Here is a 21,568-nt window from a genome sequence, read left to right on the forward strand (position 1 = left end):
ACTAAAATTCAATAAGCACCAAGTAGGCATTGTTGGCCAGTGCTTCTAAAGCTATCGCTTGCTGATCCCAGAGGCAAATTCCTTCGCCAGTTTCTACGAGTCGGTTTTGAAATTCAAAAGCGCCCTGTAACACGTACGCAAAGACCGAGGTGTTCTCCTTTTTATAATGGTAAACGGTTTCTTCACGACCTTCAAACTGTCCTAAATGTACTGCTAAAGAAGCTTGTACGTCAAGGTTGTGCAGTTTATTTATAGCCTTAAGCGTATAGTCTTGAATTTGGAAAGGAACTGTGGAATCGCTTTTGATCAAAAACAGTAAGAAGCGTACACTATGATCAGGATACACATTTTTAAACCGAAGCTTAGTACCTGCTTTTACCGAAACCTGAGCCACCTGATTGATGTGAATAAAGGTTTCATCAGTATTTACATTACATTCTATTGCGCCAAAAAGCGGTACAATAAATAAGGTTCCTGTGGTGGTGATCCATTTGTTGTGCATAGTCCCCGGCGGAATGAAAATATCAGCAAAAAGCTCAAAAGTTGTTGCAGTTTTGGGATTACCAATCGCACGAATCTCACGACCACGATCATCTGCTTGGCGTTTTCTATAAAATTGTGCGGGAGCTTGAGCTGTTGGTATCATTGCAGGACTGATTTTAGGTGTTTTAAGATGAATCTGCAGGGATACACTTGAGGTTTTAGGAGAAAAGAATGTATCCCCTACAGATTACTATCAATCAAAAAACTATTGTTAAGCTTTTACATTAATTATATGATCCAGAGTATAGCCTTCACTCACCGAACCACTAAGCGTTGCAAGTTCATTAGCGACGCCATCACTAAATACATTATCATTAGCATTATAGGTATAGCCAGACATTCCTTTGGTATATCCATAATCTGAAGCTGCGTTTACGGCAACCACAGCACTATCATCTCCCTCAGGAAATGCGATTTGAGTTACTAATAATGAAGTGCCGGTAGTATTATAGATGTGCACGTGTATATGAGTCGCACGACCATTATACCAGCCCGGGAATATAGATTGAAACTTTACCAAACCATCGGCATCGCTTATTTGTCTTCCTCTTAAAAAATGATAATTCTGATAATTGGTGCTTTGCATTCCACTACCGCCATATTCAGAATAATTCCCATCGGCATCACAATGCCAGATATCTACAATGGCATTTTGCAGCACGGCACATGCATTATTCACATCCCGAATTACGAGGTTGATGGCAAGAGCAATGCCGGTGCGATCTCCGGTGATATCAACACGCTCCAAATCTTCGGGGTCGTTGGTAGGGAAAGGTCCCGCAGTTTCAGAATTGGTGACCGCACATTCAGAACTGGTCGAGGTCACATCTGTAGCTCCAGAAGAGTCGGTATTGCTATCGGTGGCTGTAAGAGCATCATTATCTGACGAACATGCAAATAAACCTGCACCGGTAGCCGCAAGGCCCATTAGTCCGATTCCTTTTAAAAATTCTTTACGATCCATAATACATTTTATTACAGATCAAATGTAGCTGAGTAGGTTGGGGCTAGAAAAAAGATGCGGTAAAGCAGGCAAAGTTTGCGGTAAACAGGAAGCTTTTGCTTAGAAATTCTTATTTACCTGATCTTTATACGTTGTGCCAATAGGAAATTCTTTGCCGGCAATTTCAATGCTTCCGGCTTGTACGGCTTCCACTTTAGCAGTGTTGACAATAAAAGATTTATGAATACGGGTAAACAGGGTTTCGGGAAGTTTCTTAAGAATGCCTTTCATCGTAGAACGTGCGACCACCGTAGATTTATCTACACGATTGATCTTGACATAATCATCCATCGCCTCAATAAACACGATCTCATCTAGCGGAATATTATACAATTTATAATCTGCTCTTATAGTTAGATGCGTATTTGCTGAGGTGTTCTGTTGTTCTAGATCTAGCGTGCGTTTTACTTTGGCCACTGCTTCTTCAAACCGGTCAAAAGCAATAGGTTTTAAGATATAATCGCTGGCACTTACATTAAAACCTTCTACGGCATACTCACTATAAGCGGTGGTGAAAATAACTTTGGTTTCTTGCTTAAGCGATTTATAAAGATCTATCCCATTTTGTCGCGGCATTTGTATATCTAGAAAAAGCAAATCGACTTCAAATTTATTGAGATAGCGTTGCGCTTCTGCCTGACTGGTAAAAGTTTTTAGGAGCTTGACGTACTCAATACGCGCGCACAAGGCTTCTAGGATCTGGAGCGCGAGAGGCTCATCGTCTATGGCAACTGCTTTGATCATAACAATTCAATATACAGCTTTACGCGATACATCTCCCCATCTTCATCAATAGATAATTTGTATTTAGAAGGATATAAATGATCCAGACGTTTTCGGGTGTTTTTATGGCCTTCTTCAGAAATTTCAGGAAGCAGCGTTTTGTCTACCACAATGCGGTTGCTTACGTGTAGCGCTATTCCTTTTTCTTTGGCTTCAACGTTAATTATGATCTCTGAATCTTCATCGGGGTTGATGCCGTATTTGAACGCATTTTCTATGTAAGTAACTAGGATGAGTGGCGCGATCTCCAGATGTTTTGGGTCTCCCGTGATGGTAAAGGTCAGTTTTACATCTTGAGCCAAGCGCAATTTTTGCAGGGCTACGTAGTCTTTTAAATAGGCAAATTCTTTCTTTAGCGGAACTTTAGTATGCTTGCTTTCGGTCACCACGTAACGCATCATTCCTGATAACTTCAAGATGGCTTCAGGGGCTTCGTCAGACTTCCGAAGCGCTAACGCATACAAGCTGTTTAGCGTATTGAATAAAAAGTGCGGATTGATCTGTGCCTTTAAATACGAGACTTCTGCGATGAGTTTTTCTTGCTGTATTTGCTTTAAGTGGGCATTTAGTCTCATCAATAACGAAAGTCCCGCCACAATCAAAAACTGAATGATATAGCTTTCGCGAAAGCTAAACAAGGTGGATGGTTCATTAGGATTAGAAACTCCTGCAGGCGGCATTCCACCCGGCGGTTGCATCCCGTCAGGAGGGCGCATTCCTTGAGGTGGTGGTCCGCCGACACCGGGACCCGTAGGTTTAGGAATATCAAAAAACAGATCAGGAACATAGGTAATGATCACATAGGAGATCATCAAAAACCCGGTGAACATCCAGTATTTTTTAGGAATGTAATACTGCGGGATAAAGACATAATAATTGACATAGAAAAATACCAGCAGCAATAAATACCCTATAAAATTGTACTGAAAAGGTTTGATCTGCAACAGCTTGATCCCTGATTGTAGATCAGGCGAAGTGATAAAAGGAATGCTCAGCAGCACGATCCCAATAAATACCTGTGCAAGTGGGGTGCGTAGTTTCAAGACTTAATAGTTTGGTTCACACTTGAGAAGCATCAATTCTAAATTAAATGAGCGCTTCTCAAGTAACACGTAAAGCTACTAAGAAAAGCGGTGTGCAACTAAAGCTTGCGGTAAACCCGTTTTAAATTGCGGTAACTAGGTAGGCTAAGGTTTCTTAACGCAATGTTAAACTGCAGGAGCGACGGGAGTACTTATATTTTGTTTCTTTTGTTGCAAGCACATTTTAAATGCAACATCAGGTTTTACAGAACAACGATCAAGAACTACAGCAACTGCTTAGAACGCAGCCTAAGCTGGGTTTTGACCGTGTTTTTGAAACCTATTGGCAGCGGTTGTTTAGCTATGCCTATCAGATTTATGCAGACGAAAGCATTTGTGAAGATATCGTTCAAGAAGTGTTTGTAAGCCTTTGGGAAAAGCTTGAACATACCAGTATTATCAATCTGGAAGGCTATCTTTTTAGAGCGGTAAAATATAAAGTCTTCAACCATTTACGTGATTTAAAATTCACTCAGGAGCATCAGGAGGTGTTGGAGCAGATCGCGATGCCCGCACGTGCAGAGGCAAATTTAGATTATGATGATTTTGAAAATTTGGTGCACCGGGAAATTGATAAACTTCCGCCAAAATGTAAAACGGTATTTATGCTGAGTAGGTTTGAAGAAGTTTCTAATGCAGAAATCGCTCAAAAGCTTAATATTTCTATCCGTACTGTTGAGAAACACATCAGTGATGCGCTAAAGCATTTAAAATCAAATCTTCCCGTACAAGAGCTTTCGCTTATCGTTACCTTAATGTTTCAGTAATGTAAAGAGGTTATAGGCAATTTAAACAAACCATTAAATGCGTTTTTAGTACTACGTGTGTTAGGGTCAAAATGGGACTCTCTTGTAAAAGCAAGATATTTTGACGCAAAACGAATTAAAAACCTTAGCCGAAAAACACCGTCTGGGGACCGCTACCAAAGCAGAAGAACAGCTACTGCATCAGTTTGTAGATACGCTACAACTACAGCCTAAAAAACAGTTTAAGCCTTCTGCTCAAAATCGCTTGCGTATTGTAAAAGGTATCGAAGCTAAAATCGCAACCACAACAAAACCTGCGGTCCACTATAGAAAAATACTGGCGTATGCTGCGGTATTTGTCGGGATCATTACTATGGCAGCTTTTAGCACATCGCTGTTTGAGTCTCAATGGGTGACTAAACAAACCGGAAAAGGAGAAAAACGCAGTCTTACCCTAGCCGATGGTTCTGTGATAATCCTCAATGCTAATTCTTCGGTAGAATACGCTAAAGACTTTACCTCATCGCGTCAGGTACACTTAACCGGGGAAGCCTATTTTGAGGTACAGCGTGATACTGCACATCCCTTTACCATCACCACAGGAGCCATACAAACCCAAGTTTTGGGAACGACTTTTAATATCAATGCGTACCAGCCAGATGAAGTCAGTGTGAGCGTTAACAGCGGTAAGGTAGCTGTTGAAAATAGGCAAACCAAGCAAAAAGTAGTTCTCAAAAAAGATCAGCAAGTACTCTTTAAAGGAGCAGCTGCACCGGTAGCTACTGCTGCCAACAGTGAAGATCAACGGGCTTGGACGCGTAATATCATTGCACTCAATAACACCTCACTAGCCAAAACCGCCGGAATACTAGAGAATTGGTACGACGTTGAGATCGATTTTGAAGATGCCACTATCGAGGAGCTGAAGATCACAGGTAAATTTAAAGAAGAGCCACTGGAGACGGTGCTGCAAAGTATCGCACTGATCAATAACCTTAAAATAGATACCCTAACTCAAAAACACTTTGTTATTCGAAAAAACAACACTACACCATAAAAAACCCATCGCTGCTGCAACAGCAATGGGTCGAATTTTAATAAGACTACAAATCCAAAATTATAGCCATAATAAAAATGAAAACTAAACTACAAATTTTAAGAAAGTCTACCTTTCATAAAGTACACTTTTTGGCGTTTTTACTGCTGTTTGTCAGTATGGCTACCAGCGCCAAAACTAAAAACCAAGCTATAGACGAAGTTTTTGTGACCACCCGGTTACAAGATGCGTCACTAAAAGAAACCTTTGCTGCGATTGAGGCACAAACCGATTTTACTTTTGTATTTGACAGTGCTTTGCTTAAAGAAACCGCAGCAGTGACCCTCATTGTTAATGATGCCAGATTAAGCACGGTGCTGCAACAGATCACCACGCAAACAGGCCTATCTTTCACCCAGATCAATAATACGATTACCGTAGTTAAAACGTCACAGCAACAACAGGTAAACGGTACAGTAACTGATCAAGAAGGCGTGCCGCTGCCGGGAGCTACGGTAATGGAACAAGGAACTTCAAACGGAGTGACTACTAATTTTGATGGTGAGTTCAGCTTGGCGGTTGGTGCAAATGCGACGCTTGAGGTGTCCTTTGTGGGTTTTGAAACCCAGACCGTTGCTGCAAATCCGGGGACGGCAATCCGCATTGTTTTACAAGAAAATGTAAACGCGCTTAATGAAGTCGTTGTAACGGCTTTAGGGATCAAGCGTGAAGAAAAGCGCTTAGGATTCTCGCAAGCGACTATTCAATCAGATAATCTTGCGCAGGCGGTACCTTTAAACTGGTCTTCAGGATTGAAAGGGAAAGTAGCCGGGTTGAATATTGTTTCCTCAGGAAGCGGACCTTTAAATTCTCAGCAAATTACGCTACGCGGAAATAACTCTTTAAATCCTAACGGAAACAATGCGCTAATTGTGGTTGACGGTGTTCCGGTTAATAATGAGATGACTACTTCGGGCTCATCTGCAAGTTATATTGGTGAAGATTCTCCTATTGATTATGGGAATGCTATTTCTGATCTTAATCTTGATGATATCGAAAGTGTAACGGTATTAAAAGGTCCGGGTGCAACGGCCCTTTACGGAAGCCGTGCAGCAAACGGTGCATTGATCATCACTACCAAGTCGGGTAAAAAAACAAGTGGTTTAGGACTTACCTACACGTCAAGTGTGAACCTTGATGTGATTCAGCGTTGGCCAGACTGGCAATATGAATACGGTCAGGGGACCGGAAAAAGTTTTAATGACGCCGGCGAACCTTATTATTCTTACGGGGGTTCTGAAGATGGTAACAATACCGGAAGCACCAGTAGTGCTTGGGGACCGCGTTTTGACGGTCAGGAATATTTTCAGTACGATCCTACTGTAGAAGGGCAATCCTTAGAACGTCAGCCGTGGCGTGCTTATAAAGACAATCGTAAAGATTTCTGGAGAACCGGGGTGACGTTTACTAATAATCTTTCGCTTCAGGGCGGAAACGACAAAGGCTCGATGCGTCTTTCTGTGGGGCATTCTAAAAACGAATGGATTATGCCCAATACCGGTTATGAGCGTATCACTGCTTCGGTGAATTCTAATTATCAGGTTTCAGAACACATTAAAATAGGTTCTGTGATCAATTACAACAACCGCAGTAGTGACAACCTGCCGAGCACAGGATACAATAACGGTTCTATCGCTTACTTTATGATTTTTCAGAATCCTAACGTAGACTTAGACTGGTTGCGTCCCATCTGGCAAGAAGGACAAAATCAAATACAGCAGATTCAGCCTTTCAGCTCCTATATTGATAACCCGTTTTTGATCGCTTATGAAGCTACAAATCCGCTTGCCAGCAGCCAGATCGTAGGTAATGTATTTACAAATATTGACCTCGCCCCTAATCTTGAATTAATGTTACGCGCCTCGTTAAACACCTACAATCAGGATCGTGAGCAACAGCGCCCGTATAGCATCAACCGCTACAATCAAGGTTTTTATGAAACTCAGGATATCTGGAAGCAGGAGGTGAATACTGATTTCTTATTAAGCTATAAGAATCAACTGACTCAGAACATTGGTTTAAATGCATCGATCGGGGGTAATGCAATGGACTATAAATACCGCAGAACAGATGCTTCGGTAAACGGTTTGGTAGTTCCGGGAGTATACAAACTCGCAAACGGAATCAACAATCCTATTGTGCAAACCTATGACCGCAATAAAAAGGTGAACAGCCTTTATGGTTTGGTTTCGCTTTCGCTTGATAACTCTTTATTTCTGGACCTTACTGGAAGAAACGACTGGTCAAGTACTTTGCCTACCGCTAACAATTCGTTCTTTTACCCTTCGGCGAATGCCAGTGTGATCCTTTCAGAACTGTTTAGCCTGCCTAAAGCGGTAGATTATTTAAAATACCGTTTTTCATTTGCTGAAGTGGGTAACGATACAGATCCGTATAAAACCAGTAAATACTACAGTCAAAGCGCTTTTGCGAGCTCGGCGACGGTTCCTACCAATTTATACAATGCCAACTTTAAACCAGAGATCACCACGAGTTATGAGACGGGTATTGAAGCACGTTTGCTCAAAAGCCGTTTGATTCTGGATGCTACCGTGTATGAGACCCTTACCAAGAACCAGATTATTTCGGTACCCTTAGACATTACCACAGGCTATAGTTCTGGTGTTTTAAATTCTGGTGAGGTGCGTAACCGTGGAGTCGAACTTACCCTAACCGGAAAGATTTTTGACACTGATAGCTTTAAGTGGAGCAGCACGCTCACGTTCTCTCGCAACTGGAATAAAGTACTTGAGTTGGCAGACGGTATTGATGGGCAACAAGAAATTGGCTCAGGAGGTAATGCTACTTTATTAGCCAAAGTAGGCGGGACCACCACAGCGATCTATGGTTATGGTTTTGTGCGTTCTCCGGAAGGTGAGATCGTTTACGATAACGGCGGACTCCCGGCATACCCTGATGAAATTCAGTACATAGGCGATGCTAGCCCAGACTGGAAAGCCGGACTGTACAACAGTTTTAGTTTAGGTCCCGTAACCCTTAATATAATGCTAGACGGGCAATACGGCGGAATCATCTATTCTCAATCTCATCATAAACTTACGCAACAGGGTAAACTGCGCAGTACGTTTATGGGGCGTGAAGAAGGTTTCATAGTAGGTGACGGTGTGGTACTCAATGACGATGGCACCTACAGCCCTAACACTACCGAAGCTATTACGCCTGACTGGTACAACCGCTACTACCGTAGAGCCAATGTAGAATCAAACTCGTTTGATGCTTCTTTCTTGAAGTTGCGTGAGGTGAGCTTGCAATATGCGTTTCCTAAACGCTGGTTGGGCAACAGTGGTATCACAGCACTTAACCTATCGGTATTTGGGCGTAATCTAGCGACCATTTCAGACTTCCCGATCTATGATCCTGAAACCGCTGCGCTTAACGGAGATACCATCTTACCGGGAATCGAGATGGGGCAAATGCCTTCGCCGGCAACCTATGGTTTTAATCTAAGAGTAAATTTATAATTCACTACGATGAAAAATTTAAAAACACTATTTACCGGTCTTAGCGTATTGTGGTTACTAAGCGCGTGTACCGGCAATTTTGAGGAGGTTAACGAAGACCCTAACCGCATTGCAGAGATCAGTCCGGGTACCTTGATCAATCCTATTATCTATGGGCTGGCAAGTCATAACGCTGGCAGAGCGCACGCGATCACCTTTGACTTAATGCAGGTTACCTTACCATTTCCCAGCGTTTCCGGTGGATTGCACAGGTATGATGTGAGTCAGAATATAGGGAACTCTTCTTGGTACAATTATTACCGATGGCTTAATAACATCAAAGAGATGGAAACCGCTTCAGTAGCTGCTGAAGATCCTAATTATGAGGCAGTAGCGCTTACGCTTAAAGCTTGGGTTTATGCAAACCTTACTGATCTTTTTGGTCCTGTACCTATGACCGAAGCAGTAAACGGAGAAGCAGGTAATTTGTATCCGACTTTTGATAGTCAGCAATTGATCTACGAGACTATTTTAGCCGATCTAGAACGGGCAAATACGCTTTATGATCAAGATCTTGATATGGTATATGCCGAAGATATCCTTTTTGCTAACGACGTAAGCCTATGGCAGAAGTTTACTAATTCGCTGCACATGCGTTTGTTGCTGCGTATCTCAAACCGTACAGAAACCAATGCGTTTCAAAAGCTTACGGCAATGATCAACGATCCTGAAACCTATCCGGTATTTGAAACGGTTGAAGAATCTGCAGTGCTTCAGGTAACCGGAGTAACGCCTAATATCTCTCCGTGGGGGCGTCCGCAGGACTTTCCGTTAGGAGTGAAAATGGCAGCCTTTTTTGTTGATAATCTGAATGCGCTTGAAGATCCGCGCCGTCCCATTATTCAAACGGGAGCACAAGATCTAGATAATAATCCCATTGGATATAAAGGGATTCCTAGTGCCTACGCCGGACCTGAATCTCAATTTGAGTTTAATGCCAGCACCTTAAACCGAGCACAGGTTGAAAACCCAATGCAGATCTTTTTAATGACCTATGCTGAGGTTGAATTCATCAAGGCCGAAATGGCGCAACGCGGCTATACCACCAATGCTCAGGAACATTATGAGGCAGGGGTGACCGCAGCGATTATCCAGCTGGGTGCAACAACCACCGAAGCCTACTTTGATAATCCGGTAGCTGCATATGATGGTTCGCTCGAGCAGATTTTATTGCAGAAATACTATGCGCTGTACTTTGTAGATTATCAGCAGTGGTTTGAATTCCGTCGTACGGGACTGCCAGAATTACCTACCACCGAAGCTATGCTGAACGATGCGATGATGCCGTCGCGCTTTTTCTATCCGTCAGATGTACAGATCAGTAATCAGGCTAATTACCAGCAAGCCTTGGAGCTGCTTGGAGGACCTGATAATATCAACACCAAAGTATGGTGGGACAATAACTAAACGCTAATCCAATACAGATGATAAACACATTAAAACTAACGCTATTAGCCGGCTTACTTACCGCCGGGTTAACTGCACAGGAACAAGCTAAAGGTTATGTTTTTGAAGACCTTAATGCTAATGGTAAAAAAGAACGTAAAGAAAAAGGTATCCCTAATGTGGCGGTGACTAATGGTGAAGCGGTCGTGCTTACTGATGCTAAAGGAAGGTATACCTTGCCTGTTGCTGATGGGGATGCCATTTCAGTGATCAAACCTGCGGGTTATGCCTTGCCGGTGGATGCCAATAACCTACCTCAGTTTTACTACAGTTACCGTCCGCAAGGTTCTCCACAATCAGATTTTAAAGGGATTGCTCCAACAGGGAAATTACCACGTAGCTTAGACTTTGCACTGACTGCCACAGACGAGCAGCAATCGTTTACCGCATTGATCTTTGGGGATCCACAACCCTATACACAGCAAGAAGTAGATTATTTTGCGCAAGGGGTAGTCGCTGAGGTAGAAGGGATTCAGGATGTAGTATTCGGGCTAAGTCTGGGAGACCTTGTTGGTAACGATCTAGACTTGTTCAACCCCTATATTGATGCGATCAAGCGTGTGGGTATTCCGTGGTTTAACCTGATGGGGAACCACGATATGAATTTTGATGCAGAGCAAGATGCCTTGTCTGATGAGACGTATGAGGCGCATTTTGGTCCGGCGAATTACGCCTTCAACTACGGTAAGGTGCATGTGATCGTGCTTGATGATATTCTTTACCCCGATCCACGAGATGGTAAGGGCTACTGGGGTGGATTTAGAGAAGACCAGTTGCGTTTTGTTGAAAACGACTTGAAACACGTAGCCAAAGATCAATTGATTCTTTTAGCATTTCATATTCCACTAAGCGAGCCCGAGGGAGATCCCTTTAGAGATGCAGATCGTGAGCGCTTATTTAAAGCTCTGGCTCCTTTTGAAAACACCTTGAGTCTTTCGGCGCATACGCATATTCAGCGTCAGGATTTTTTCACTAAAGAAGACGGTTGGCTGCGCGAGAAACCACACCACGAGTATAATGTAGGGACAACCTCAGGAGATTGGTATTCCGGAAAATTAAATGCAGCAGGGATTCCTGTTTCTACGATGCGCGACGGTACGCCTAAAGGCTATGCATTTATTCATTTTGAAGGCAATCAGTACACCGTAGATTATAAAGTAGCGGGTAAACCGGAAGACTTTCAGATGGAAATATTCGCTCCTAAAGTGGTCGCGCAAGGGCGTAATACCAAAGCAGGGATTTATACCAATTTTTTTATGGGAAGCGCTACAGATACTGTGGAGTATCGCGTAGATCAGGGCGAATGGAAACCTATGCAATACGTGGAAGAGCAAGACCCGGCATACGAACTCAGCGTGTATGAGTGGGATACTGCAGAGCAGTTGATGCCAGGGCGCCGTTCTAGTAATCCTATCAAGAGTACCCACTTATGGCGCGGCAGCGTTCCTGCAAAACTGGAAAAAGGAACACATACTGTAGAGGTACGTGCTACAGACAGATATGGAAAAACACATACTGGTACCACAAGCTACCGCTTAGAATAATATTGAACGTGCTTGTTTCGAGGGCCTGCCCACCTTCATCAATAATCTCGGGTGGGTCCTTTTTTTTATCTTTTGAATGCCAAATAACCCGTAACTTATCTTTTATGAAAACCTTACTTTTAACAGGTCTTGTCATAGCAACTTTATGCAGCTGCAAATCAAAATCTGAAGAAACCAAAACAATGAGCACCGCACAAAAAGACAGTTTAAACATTCAAGTACAAGGGCACAGAGGGGAACGCGGTAATCTGCCGGAGAATTCAATACCTGCTTTTTTAGGCGCGTTGCGCAAAGGAGTAGATGTGCTGGAATTAGATGTGGTGATCTCCAAAGATCAGCAGGTGGTAGTAAGCCATGAGCCGGTGATGCTTCCGCTATATATGCTCACACCTGAAGGGGATAGTATCGCTACGGAAGATGCTGAAAAATACAATTTGTACACCATGGACTATGCGGAGATCAAGCAGTTTGACGGCGGTTCTAAAGGGAATGTGCGCTTTCCGCAGCAGCAAAAAATGAAAACCTATAAACCCTTGCTGAGCGAGGTTTTTGATACGGTAGCGGCAACCATAAAGGCCGAAGGTTTAAAGCCGGTAAAGTTCAATATTGAGATCAAATCGGTACCTGAGGAATACGACGTTTTTCAACCCCAGCCTGAAGCTTTTGTAGCTCTGGTAATGCAGGTCATTCAAAAACATACTATGGAAGCGCACGTAAATGTGCAGTCTTTTGATCCGGCGATTCTGGAGGTGATGCACAAAAACTATCCGGATATTGAACTGGCGTATTTGGTGGGTGAAAACAGCTATGCTGAAAATAAAAGTAATCTAACATTCCAACCCGAGATCTACAGTCCATATTTTAAATTACTCGATTCTAGCGAAGTAGCACAAATTCGTAAAGACGGTTTAAAAGTCATTCCGTGGACGGTTAATGAACCGGAAGATATCGAGCAGGTGATTGCGCTTAAAGTAGATGCCATCATTACCGATTATCCCGAGCGGGTTTTTAATGAATTAAATTATTAAAATAGAATAACCCTGAATTTAAGAGATCGTATAAAATTTGAATTGGCATTTTTGCCTAAGGGTGCATTAAAGGGAATTGTGTTCCTGTTTGGTTCTATTATTTTTGTTGGAATCATATATAATGTGTGCAATTTTCAAATGCTATCTTCTCGCAAGGAAAAGGAAAGGGATTTTTGGGTAATTAGAAATGCTGTTCTTAGTGATATTAAGAGAATTGAACACTTTGGTCAGGATTTTCAGGGAAATCACGTAAATATAGTTGGGTATCGTTTCAATTATTTTTATGAGGTAAACGGAAAAAACATAAACGGTCAGGATATTTTGCGATATCAGGATTCGAATTATAATGATATCGAAATTGTAGACAAATTAGAAGTTGGAGATAGTGTTTCAATACGTGTAAATCCTGAAAACATAAGAGAATCACTTATAAAATTCAATAATTAATGAACCTCAAATCCATCCGGCCGTTTATAGGTGCTAAAGACTTTGAGATCAGCAGGGCGTTTTATCGTGCAATGGGTTTTGAAGAAGTCTTGCTTCCGCCCAAAATGGCGCTATTCCATATAGGAGATTTTGGGTTTTACCTACAAGATTATTATGCTAAAGATTGGGTAGACAATACTATGCTGTTTCTTGAAGTAGAAGATCTGGAAGCGCATTTAGCTCAATTGAAGGCTTTAGCACTTCCTGATCGTTTTCCCGGAGTTCGTGTGTCAGACATCGTGCACAACGATTGGGGTCCTGAGTTTTTTGTTCACGACCCGTCTGGAATTTTATGGCATATAGGCAGTTTTAAAAATTAGCCGCATCTTTGAGGCGTTATTGCACAAAGCTTTTAGTTTTGTGCGCTCTGAAGTCGGTTTATGCTCGCATCACGTTTTAAAGCGCTTATTTTAAGTTGTTGTACCACCGCTATGGCGGTGTTGTACTTGGCAGCTCCCGTGCATACCGAAGTGCTTCAATGGGTGCACGATCTGGAACACGAGTTTGACCATATAACACAAAGTGAGCATCAGCACGCTTTTCTTTCCGAAGCAGAACTTCTTGCGGAAGCCGGCCACGATCACCGCACTTTAGAATACATCAAGCAGGTTTTAGAACCTTTTAAAGACGACCTTCAAAAGGAGAAAAAACAGTCACAGCCACTGAAAATAGACAAGCATCTGTGTACTGATCGTATAGAGCCTTCGACGCAAAAGACTACAGCTTTTAAGAAGCAATACTTCGATTTTAGAATAAGTATGCACCGGCCTTTGAGTTTGCTGCAGCCGGTACCCCCTCCTGAAGTTTAAGAATAGCGTTCACATACGTAAACCTGATGCCACGGCATTCAGGTTCTAATAAGGTAGGTTTCTATAGCCCAAGGAGTATCATTCTTGTGCGACTAGGACTTACCCCTATTTTCTATTCTTAACAAACACTATAATGAAAAGCATTTTTATCGTGTTGCTGTTATGTTGTGCGCCACTTTCTGCACAAAACCTAACAGGAACCGTAACCAATCAAGCCGGTCAAGCGCTTGAAAACGTAAATATTTATAACCTTAATAATGGCAAACACGCCCACACCAATGCCAATGGAACTTTTTCACTTCCGGCAGTAGCCGTTCAAGATTCTATTGCATTTTCCCGTCTGGGCTTTGCGACGCAGTATCTGGTGGTTAAAAAACTTAATGGGTTGAACATCAGTTTGGCAGAGGCCAGTACTGCCTTAGATCAAGTGGTGCTTACTTCTGAAGTGAACAGCCTGAGCAGTGTGGTCGCGGTAGATCTCAAGCTGAATCCTGTAAAATCCTCACAAGAGATCTTGCGCAAAGTGCCCGGACTCTTCATCGGGCAGCACGCCGGAGGCGGTAAAGCCGAACAGATCTTTTTACGAGGCTTTGATGTAGATCACGGTACTGATGTAGCGATCAGTGTTGACGGGATGCCGGTGAATATGGTCTCCCACGCGCACGGTCAGGGTTATGCCGACTTGCATTTTGTGATCCCAGAAACCATTGATAACATCAACTTTGGAAAAGGGGCGTACTATGCCGATAAAGGGAATTTTAATACCGCAGGATATGTAGACCTTAGACTTAAAGAAAGCCTAGATGCGAGCAGTCTTTCGCTTGAAGCGGGGCAGTTTAATACGTCACGCCTTACGGGAATGTTCAACCTGCTCGATGAGCAAAACCATTCAGCCTATCTGGCTTCAGAAATGTACCTGACTGACGGCCCTTTTGATAGTCCGCAGAACTTTAACCGCATCAACGTCTTAGGGAAATACACCTATACCGATGCCAACAAAGACAAGATCACCTTGACCGCTTCGCATTTCCAAAGCAAATGGGACGCTTCAGGACAAATCCCACAGCGTGCGGTAGATCAAGGATTGATAGGTCGCTTTGGTGCTATTGATGATACCGAAGGCGGACAAACGAGCCGTACCAATCTTACGCTTCAGCACTTAAAAAATTTAGAGCACAATGCCGTGCTCAAGACCAATGCCTATGTCTCAAAATATGACTTTGAATTGTATTCTAATTTCACCTTTTTTCTGGAAGATCCAGTGAACGGCGATCAGATCAAACAGCAGGAAGAACGTTTTATCGCAGGCTTGCAAAGTACTTATGAGCGCAAACATATTGCCTTAGGCGAAACCCGTTTAGACTATCAGGCGGGTGTGGGCTTTCGTTATGATAATGTAGATGATATGTCGTTGTCGCACACGGTAAACCGGCAAACGCTTTTAGATCGTTTGGCTTTTGGAGATGTTGACGAACTCAACGCTTTTGCGTTTTTGAATACCGAATTTAAAACCGGGAAGTTTACCTTCAATCCGGCGGTGCGTCTTGACTATTTTAAGTTTGATTACTACAACAAACTCACCGAGGCCTACGACAATCAGAGCGAAAGCAAAGTGGCGTTCAGTCCTAAATTTAATACCGTATTTGCACCGTCTCAAAATTGGCAGTTGTTCCTCAAAACGGGTATTGGTTTCCATTCAAACGACACACGTGTGGTTGTGGCAAATGGCGGGGAAGAAATTCTACCTGCAGCTTATAGTGCAGACTTGGGCACGATTATAAAGCCGATGCCGAGACTGGCACTGAATGCTACGCTTTGGACACTGTTTCTTGATCAGGAATTTGTGTATGTGGGCGATGCCGGAATTGTTGAACCTAGCGGAAAAACCCGCAGAATGGGAGTAGAAGCCGGTGCACGCTATCAACTAACCGATTGGTTGTATGTGTTTGCAGATGCCAATTATACCCACGCCCGAAGCACCGAAGAAGCAGACGGCGAAGATTACATCCCGTTGGCGCCTAAGTTTACCTCTGCAGGTGGTTTGAGTGTAGATAATCTTTCTGGGTTTTCAGGATCTTTAGGCTACCGCTGGTTGGGAGATCGTGCAGCCAATGAAGACAATTCGATCGTTGCGGAAGGCTATTTTGTAACCGATTTCAACGTGAACTATACGATCGAGAACTGGACGCTGGGCGTGATCGTAGAAAACCTGCTAGATACTTCGTGGAACGAAACCCAATTTGCAACCGAAAGTCGCTTGTTTAACGAACCGGCACCGGTGGAAGAAATTCATTTTACTCCAGGAACGCCCTATTATTTAAGAGGAAAGATCACCTATAGATTCTAAACCTGGCACCGCCAGAGGGTAAAATACTTCATCCCTATAGCTATCGGGATTCCTCAAAATTGAAATAATACCTCTTGGGCCTGCCCTGAGGTAGGGTTACTTTTCTAAACGGTCTAAGCCCAGTTTGTCTGGGCTTAGACCGTTTTTTATGGGTACCGCCCAAGGTTATCTATTGCTCGTATTTTTGCATTACGAGATACTTCAGTTGTGTATTCCCTGCATTGCTGATGCCGTGCATGCTGTTTGACGGGCAGTACAGACTGGTGTAAGGGCCGACTTCAACAGTTTTTCCGTCCAGATAAAATTCCGCAGTGCCTTCTAGCACAAAGAAGAACTCGTCTTGCGGATGCTGGTGCGGCGCGTGTGTAGATTTTCCCGGGTCGACCACACTGAGTTTTATGGTTCGTCCATCGGTAAAGTCTTTATCGGCAAAATAGAATTGATGCCCCACTTGAGTTTCCTGCGCTTGTTCTTCAGAATAGGTAGTCACACAATCCTCAAAACTGTAGGTTTTGTCGGTTGGAGTATGTTGCCCAAATGAAAACTGAACAAGTAAGCCTACGAGCAAAAGAATACTAGGTTTAAACATAAGATGCTGTGATTTTTATAGAAATATACAAAATTGCTTGGTGTATTTTCTAGAGGGCTTTGCTGTACGTTTTACCAAGTTGTTACGACTTACTGCTAAAGTTGAGACCTATGCAGTTAAGAGATTTGTCCCGCTGGAATGCTTCTTTACCCAATACCGAAAAAATGCCGGTGTTGTTCTTAGGGCACGGAAGTCCTATGAATGCTATTGAAGAAAATCAGTTTGTCACCGAATTTAGAAAACTGGGACAGGAGTTGACCCGCCCGCAGGCGATCTTATGTATTTCGGCACACTGGGAAACCCGCGGTACTTTTGTTACGGCGATGGAACACCCACAGACCATTCACGACTTTGGCGGCTTTCCACAAGCCTTATTTGACGTGCAATACCCCGCACCGGGCAGTCCACAACTGGCGCTGGCCACGCAAAAGTTGGTAACAAGCACCGAAGTGCACCTTGATGACAAATGGGGACTCGACCACGGCTCGTGGAGTGTGATCAAACATATGTATCCCGATGCACAAGTACCCGTGATCCAGATGAGTATCGACTATACCCAGCCGGCACGCTACCATTATGATCTGGCTAAAGAACTGGCAGCCTTACGGCACAAAGGCGTGCTTATTGTGGGTAGTGGAAATATGATCCATAACCTGCGCCGCGTGGCTTGGGATAAATTGAATGCGCCCTATGCTTATGATTGGGCTCTGGAAGCTCGCGAAACAATGAACACGGCGATCCTTACTCACGATCACCAAACCCTTATTGATTTTAGAAAGCAAGGCACCGCCTTTGACCTTTCGATCCCAACTCCTGAGCATTACCTACCGTTGCTTTATGTTTTGGCCTTACAAGACGATCACGATGAGATACAGTTGTTTAACGATGAGCCCGTTGGCGGGTCCTTGTCTATGACGTCATTGAAGATTGCATAAAGTGTTTACATTCAATCATGTTTGTTCATTTTCTTTACTCGTGTGATTTCTATTTCACGGGAACTCGTGAACCTCGTATCCTCGGTTTGTCTTGTCCAAAGAAATCCTTCGACTATCGCTCAGGACAAGCTCAACAAAAGAAATGACCTCTCGTTTTTAGGTATGAAGACTGTCACTTCGAGTGACTGAATACTAGCGATAGCAGGGATTCAGTTGTATCGAGAAGTCTTTGAAGTCAGTGCGTTTATAGTTAACCAAGTTGCTGTTTCGAAAACTTCTCGATACAATCCTTTCGCACTAGGGTGCTCAAGAATCACTCGAAGTGACAAAACGTATATAATGACTATGGAAGTAAGTAGCGGCATACTTTTTACATCTGTAGTAAAACAAGAAAATGCCGCAGCGTTGGGCAGTGGAGCCTGCATCCGACGAGTGTAACGAGAGGAATGCATAAGCGTAGCGGTTTGCCATCCGCAGGCAAAGGCGTTTGCGTAGTTTTCAAGGATGTAAAAATAAGCCTAGCGTTTTTTGGTTCTTTTTTGGGCGATGCAAAAAAGAATGAATATGAATAGAAGTAAAAATTATACTAAACCAAAAAATCATTTGTAAACAATAGCGCTAGTGGTATTTGTGGGATGAGGTAAAAGATTAAACTTTCGTTAGAAAAAACAAATCAAAAAATCCATTTGAATACCTAAATTTGAGAGATAACCCATTTTTAAAGTCTTATGAAAAAATATATAGTTGTTGCACTCTTGTGTCTTACAGGTCTAGTGCAAGCTCAGGAGGCCTTATTTAGCGGACAGCAAGTGAGTTCGCCTCAGGTGAATGACGATAAAACCGTGACGTTTCGATTATCAGCGCCTCAAGCCGACACGGTACAGGTTACCGGCGATTTTCTACCTTCGGTTAAGGTCGATACTCCAATGGGAAAAGTAGATGGACCGGGAAAGGCGTTGCTGACCAAGAACGAAGAAGGAGTGTGGTCGTTTACGACTGCTGTCCTAGCACCCGAACTCTACAGCTATGCATTCATCGTAGACGGATTTAAAACTACAGATCCGGCCAACCCGTTTTTGATACGTGATGTGGCATCGGTAACTAATATTTTTATTGTTCCGGGGGAGCAAGCTGATCTCTATCGCGTGCAAGACGTGCCTCACGGTACCGTTGCCAGCCGCTGGTATGATGCTAAAACCTTAGGGTTTGACCGTAAGATTTCGATCTATACGCCACCGGGTTATGAGTCTTCCACAGCTGAATATCCTGTACTGTATTTACTGCACGGTGCGGGTGGAGATGAAGAAGCATGGTTGTCGCTAGGCCGTACGGCGCAGATTATGGACAACCTCATTGCGCAAGGCAAAGCCGAACCGATGATTGTTGTGATGCCCAACGGAAACGTAGGTCAGGATGCTGCTCCGGGAGCTGGAAGTGACGGTTATTACACCCCGAAGTTTATGACGCCAGAAACCATGAATGGCAAATATGAAGCCCAATTTAAAGATATCATCAGCTTTGTAGAAAGCAATTATCGTGTAAAAGCCGATAAAGCTCACCGTGCGATCGCCGGACTCTCCATGGGAGGCTATCACAGTTTGCACATTTCACGGTATTATCCCAACACCTTTGACTATGTAGGGCTGTTCTCGGCAGCGATTATGGCACGCGAGGACAAAAGCGGAGCAGGTGTTTACGATAACTTTGAGGAGACTTTAGAAACCCAGAAAGACAATGGCTACCAGCTCTACTGGATCGCTATAGGGAAAACCGATTTCCTTTATGACGCTAACACCGCTTTCAGAAAACAATTAGACCAAATGGATATGCCGTATGAATACACCGAGTCTGAAGGCGGACACATCTGGAGAAACTGGAGGGTGTATTTAAGTGAGTTTGTGCCGTTGTTGTTTGAAGACTAAGACTAAAGAATATAGAGAAAAGAGCAAAGACTGTTTAAATAGAAAAGTAGAAATTGGAGATACAAAATACGCAATGCGCTGTCTCTTAGAGCATACTTGGGTAGCTATTGAGAGAGAAGGGGATAGCAGCTTGTGTGATCTCTCCTATCGTCGAGATGACTAGACATATTCATACCCGAAGGGTTACGAAATCACAATTCCCTTGGTTCAGAATAGTTGCAGGAAGCTCCGAAGGACAGGAGCGATAGCGACGCGGAGCTGACAAAGCGGTTTTTGCCTGATAAGGCAAAAAATTCCTAAGCGAGGGTGTCTTTTCTTTTGGTTCGTTTTCTTTGGACAAGCAAAGAAAATGAACAGAACATGATTAGTTCCAACTCATACTAAAATCGCCGTTAAGCGATTACCTCATAAACCTAATTTTGAATCTTGAATTTTAAACCTGGAATCATCAAACCACTAATTCCGTAAACAAACATTCCAATGTGGCTTCGAGATCTTCACTAAACCCCGGGTGGGTTTTGGAGGTTTGAATCACCGAACTACGAGTCGCCGTTAACCAACGGAAACGCTCTGCAGGTTCCAGTTGAGCGATAGGTCCGCCGTTTTGAGCGCCGGCGCAGATCGCTTTAAAAGCTTCCAGGTTTTTTTGTACCTGCTCCACATCGAGTTCGGGGCAAAAGGCTTCCAGTTTTTTAGCATCTAGCTGAAAGCGCATCCCTATGAACCGCGGGCGTTTGCAATAGAGCACCACACCTACATTAAAAAACTCCTCGCGTTCTACCTGAGGCACCAGGCGTATCACCGCATATTCATACAAGTGTTTGTCGTGCATCTTGAGCGGTTTTAGTGAATAAATCGGCGTGGGTTAAACGGGTGCTTAAAAACTGAAAATAAACCTGTCGCAAGGCGTCCGGACTTTCCTCATAACCTTCCCAGTCGAGCCAAGTATCGGGAATGAGGCTTACCATATGCTGCAAAACGTCGTCGGTAAGTAAGGCTTTCAGTTTGATGTTAGCTTCATCCAGTTGTGAAGCCTGAGGCAACAACACGTGATCTTTGATCATCGCAAAAGGCGTCGCCGCACTTTGTTCCCAATTGGTAAAACTGTGATGAAAATAAAGGGTTGCGCCGTGATCGATAAGCCAGAGCTCGCGATGCCACATCAGCATATTGGTATTGCGAAACGTACGGTCTATGTTGGTCATAAAGGCATCAAACCACACGATCTCAGAAGCCAGTTGAGGGTCTACGCTGGTTACCACCGGATCAAAGTTGATCGCACCCGATAAAAAATGGAGTCCGATGTTCAATCCTTGAGAGAATTTTAGTAGATCTTGTATTTCTTCATCCCCTTCGGTACGACCAAAAGCCTCATCCAGATCAGCAAACACCACTTCGGGTACTTTAAACCCGAGAAACCTGGCGATTTCACAGCCTAGTAATTCGGCGATCAGGGCTTTGGGACCGTGCCCGGCACCTCTAAATTTCACCACATATTTAAAGCCATCGTCTGCATCAGCCACAGCCGGGAGCGAACCACCTTCACGCAAGGGCGTGATGTAGCGGGTGACGTTAACGTGACGCAAGTCTGGGAGTGTTGCCATAGTCTGGTTTCAATAGGGTAAAAGTACAGTTTGTGAGCGTCTACAACAAGACTAAAACTTGTGCTTTGAAAATATAGAGGATAA

General features: G+C 43.5%; 19 protein-coding genes. 12 read left to right on the forward strand and 7 right to left on the reverse strand.

The genetic code is table 11. From position 1 onward, the window contains the following. Position 1: 1 nt before the first annotated feature. The 4 genes from LDL79_RS08670 to LDL79_RS08685 form a co-directional block, all read right to left on the reverse strand. Positions 2-646 (reverse strand): pirin family protein, encoded by a 645-nt coding sequence (locus tag LDL79_RS08670; RefSeq protein ID WP_225597398.1) that lies wholly within the window; start codon positions 644-646, stop codon positions 2-4. 108 nt (positions 647-754) lie between these two features. Then, positions 755-1,507 carry a dioxygenase family protein gene (locus tag LDL79_RS08675; protein WP_225597399.1) on the reverse strand — a complete coding sequence of 251 codons (753 nt, stop codon included), beginning with the start codon at positions 1,505-1,507 and terminating at the stop codon, positions 755-757. A gap of 99 nt (positions 1,508-1,606) precedes the next feature. After that, positions 1,607-2,290, reverse strand: a complete 684-nt coding sequence (locus LDL79_RS08680) for a LytR/AlgR family response regulator transcription factor (RefSeq protein WP_225597400.1) — start codon at positions 2,288-2,290, stop codon at positions 1,607-1,609. Then, positions 2,287-3,372 carry a sensor histidine kinase gene (locus LDL79_RS08685; RefSeq protein WP_225597401.1) on the reverse strand — a complete coding sequence of 362 codons (1,086 nt, stop codon included), beginning with the start codon at positions 3,370-3,372 and terminating at the stop codon, positions 2,287-2,289. The genes LDL79_RS08680 and LDL79_RS08685 overlap by 4 nt, the downstream gene beginning before the upstream one ends. Before the next feature lie 227 nt (positions 3,373-3,599). On the opposite strand from LDL79_RS08685, the gene LDL79_RS08690 reads away from it, so the two are divergent. The 10 genes from LDL79_RS08690 to LDL79_RS08735 all read left to right on the forward strand — a co-directional run bounded on the left by LDL79_RS08690 (position 3,600) and on the right by LDL79_RS08735 (position 16,434). Continuing rightward, complete coding sequence (locus LDL79_RS08690; RefSeq protein ID WP_225597402.1) at positions 3,600-4,178, forward strand: RNA polymerase sigma-70 factor; 579 nt, start codon at positions 3,600-3,602, stop codon at positions 4,176-4,178. Between the two features lie 100 nt (positions 4,179-4,278). Further along, positions 4,279-5,214 carry a FecR family protein gene (locus LDL79_RS08695; protein WP_225597403.1) on the forward strand — a complete coding sequence of 312 codons (936 nt, stop codon included), beginning with the start codon at positions 4,279-4,281 and terminating at the stop codon, positions 5,212-5,214. Positions 5,215-5,291: 77 nt separating this feature from the next. Continuing rightward, a complete protein-coding gene (locus LDL79_RS08700; RefSeq protein WP_225597404.1) occupies positions 5,292-8,735 on the forward strand; it encodes a SusC/RagA family TonB-linked outer membrane protein in 3,444 nt (1,147 codons plus the stop codon). A 9-nt stretch (positions 8,736-8,744) separates the two neighbouring features. Further along, on the forward strand, positions 8,745-10,181 hold the full coding sequence (locus tag LDL79_RS08705; protein WP_225597405.1) for a SusD/RagB family nutrient-binding outer membrane lipoprotein: 1,437 nt from the start codon (positions 8,745-8,747) through the stop codon (positions 10,179-10,181). 17 nt (positions 10,182-10,198) lie between these two features. Next, positions 10,199-11,764, forward strand: coding sequence for a calcineurin-like phosphoesterase C-terminal domain-containing protein (locus LDL79_RS08710; protein WP_225597406.1), 1,566 nt, complete (start codon positions 10,199-10,201; stop codon positions 11,762-11,764). A gap of 104 nt (positions 11,765-11,868) precedes the next feature. Next, entirely contained in the window at positions 11,869-12,792 is a 924-nt protein-coding gene (locus LDL79_RS08715; protein WP_225597407.1) for a glycerophosphodiester phosphodiesterase family protein, read from the forward strand. Positions 12,793-12,930: 138 nt separating this feature from the next. Then, the gene (locus LDL79_RS08720; protein ID WP_225597408.1) at positions 12,931-13,239 is read left to right on the forward strand and encodes a hypothetical protein; all 309 of its coding nucleotides are present in this window, start codon (positions 12,931-12,933) and stop codon (positions 13,237-13,239) included. Next, positions 13,239-13,598: a VOC family protein gene (locus tag LDL79_RS08725; protein ID WP_225597409.1), complete on the forward strand. Its 360-nt coding sequence runs from the start codon at positions 13,239-13,241 to the stop codon at positions 13,596-13,598. Before LDL79_RS08720 ends, LDL79_RS08725 begins: the two co-directional genes overlap by 1 nt. 60 nt (positions 13,599-13,658) lie before the next feature. After that, a complete protein-coding gene (locus tag LDL79_RS08730) occupies positions 13,659-14,087 on the forward strand; it encodes a hypothetical protein (protein WP_225597410.1) in 429 nt (142 codons plus the stop codon). A gap of 133 nt (positions 14,088-14,220) precedes the next feature. Continuing rightward, a complete protein-coding gene (locus tag LDL79_RS08735; protein ID WP_225597411.1) occupies positions 14,221-16,434 on the forward strand; it encodes a TonB-dependent receptor in 2,214 nt (737 codons plus the stop codon). 169 nt (positions 16,435-16,603) lie between these two features. Here the strand turns inward: LDL79_RS08735 and LDL79_RS08740 are convergent, their stop codons facing one another. Beyond that, positions 16,604-17,023, reverse strand: coding sequence for a cupin domain-containing protein (locus LDL79_RS08740; RefSeq protein WP_225597412.1), 420 nt, complete (start codon positions 17,021-17,023; stop codon positions 16,604-16,606). Positions 17,024-17,133: 110 nt separating this feature from the next. Between LDL79_RS08740 and ygiD the strand changes: the two genes are divergently transcribed. Together ygiD and LDL79_RS08750 are read left to right on the forward strand one after the other, a co-directional pair. Beyond that, positions 17,134-17,958: a 4,5-DOPA-extradiol-dioxygenase gene (gene ygiD / locus LDL79_RS08745; protein ID WP_225597413.1), complete on the forward strand. Its 825-nt coding sequence runs from the start codon at positions 17,134-17,136 to the stop codon at positions 17,956-17,958. A gap of 728 nt (positions 17,959-18,686) precedes the next feature. Further along, on the forward strand, positions 18,687-19,880 hold the full coding sequence (locus LDL79_RS08750; RefSeq protein ID WP_225597414.1) for an esterase: 1,194 nt from the start codon (positions 18,687-18,689) through the stop codon (positions 19,878-19,880). A 448-nt stretch (positions 19,881-20,328) separates the two neighbouring features. On the opposite strand, the gene LDL79_RS08755 is transcribed toward LDL79_RS08750, so the two are convergent. Beyond that, a complete protein-coding gene (locus LDL79_RS08755; protein WP_072981413.1) occupies positions 20,329-20,712 on the reverse strand; it encodes a DUF3037 domain-containing protein in 384 nt (127 codons plus the stop codon). Further along, positions 20,690-21,484, reverse strand: a complete 795-nt coding sequence (locus LDL79_RS08760; protein ID WP_225597415.1) for a HipA family kinase — start codon at positions 21,482-21,484, stop codon at positions 20,690-20,692. Before LDL79_RS08760 ends, LDL79_RS08755 begins: the two co-directional genes overlap by 23 nt. Positions 21,485-21,568: the final 84 nt, after the last annotated feature.

It is taken from the genome of Leeuwenhoekiella palythoae (genome assembly GCF_020310025.1).
Classification (GTDB): domain Bacteria; phylum Bacteroidota; class Bacteroidia; order Flavobacteriales; family Flavobacteriaceae; genus Leeuwenhoekiella; species Leeuwenhoekiella palythoae.

Excerpts from the sequence above, each read along its gene's own strand:
- LDL79_RS08725 (WP_225597409.1), top strand. The coding sequence starts at position 13,239 with ATGAACCTCAAATCCATCCGGCCGTTTATAGGTGCTAAAGACTTTGAG.
- LDL79_RS08760 (WP_225597415.1), bottom strand. The coding sequence starts at position 21,484 with ATGGCAACACTCCCAGACTTGCGTCACGTTAACGTCACCCGCTACATC.
- LDL79_RS08750 (WP_225597414.1), top strand. The coding sequence starts at position 18,687 with ATGAAAAAATATATAGTTGTTGCACTCTTGTGTCTTACAGGTCTAGTG.
- LDL79_RS08735 (WP_225597411.1), top strand. The coding sequence starts at position 14,221 with ATGAAAAGCATTTTTATCGTGTTGCTGTTATGTTGTGCGCCACTTTCT.
- LDL79_RS08755 (WP_072981413.1), bottom strand. The coding sequence starts at position 20,712 with ATGCACGACAAACACTTGTATGAATATGCGGTGATACGCCTGGTGCCT.
- ygiD (WP_225597413.1), top strand. The coding sequence starts at position 17,134 with ATGCAGTTAAGAGATTTGTCCCGCTGGAATGCTTCTTTACCCAATACC.
- LDL79_RS08715 (WP_225597407.1), top strand. The coding sequence starts at position 11,869 with ATGAAAACCTTACTTTTAACAGGTCTTGTCATAGCAACTTTATGCAGC.
- LDL79_RS08705 (WP_225597405.1), top strand. The coding sequence starts at position 8,745 with ATGAAAAATTTAAAAACACTATTTACCGGTCTTAGCGTATTGTGGTTA.
- LDL79_RS08700 (WP_225597404.1), top strand. The coding sequence starts at position 5,292 with ATGAAAACTAAACTACAAATTTTAAGAAAGTCTACCTTTCATAAAGTA.
- LDL79_RS08740 (WP_225597412.1), bottom strand. The coding sequence starts at position 17,023 with ATGTTTAAACCTAGTATTCTTTTGCTCGTAGGCTTACTTGTTCAGTTT.
- LDL79_RS08675 (WP_225597399.1), bottom strand. The coding sequence starts at position 1,507 with ATGGATCGTAAAGAATTTTTAAAAGGAATCGGACTAATGGGCCTTGCG.
- LDL79_RS08670 (WP_225597398.1), bottom strand. The coding sequence starts at position 646 with ATGATACCAACAGCTCAAGCTCCCGCACAATTTTATAGAAAACGCCAA.
- LDL79_RS08730 (WP_225597410.1), top strand. The coding sequence starts at position 13,659 with ATGCTCGCATCACGTTTTAAAGCGCTTATTTTAAGTTGTTGTACCACC.
- LDL79_RS08720 (WP_225597408.1), top strand. The coding sequence starts at position 12,931 with ATGCTATCTTCTCGCAAGGAAAAGGAAAGGGATTTTTGGGTAATTAGA.
- LDL79_RS08690 (WP_225597402.1), top strand. The coding sequence starts at position 3,600 with ATGCAACATCAGGTTTTACAGAACAACGATCAAGAACTACAGCAACTG.
- LDL79_RS08680 (WP_225597400.1), bottom strand. The coding sequence starts at position 2,290 with ATGATCAAAGCAGTTGCCATAGACGATGAGCCTCTCGCGCTCCAGATC.
- LDL79_RS08710 (WP_225597406.1), top strand. The coding sequence starts at position 10,199 with ATGATAAACACATTAAAACTAACGCTATTAGCCGGCTTACTTACCGCC.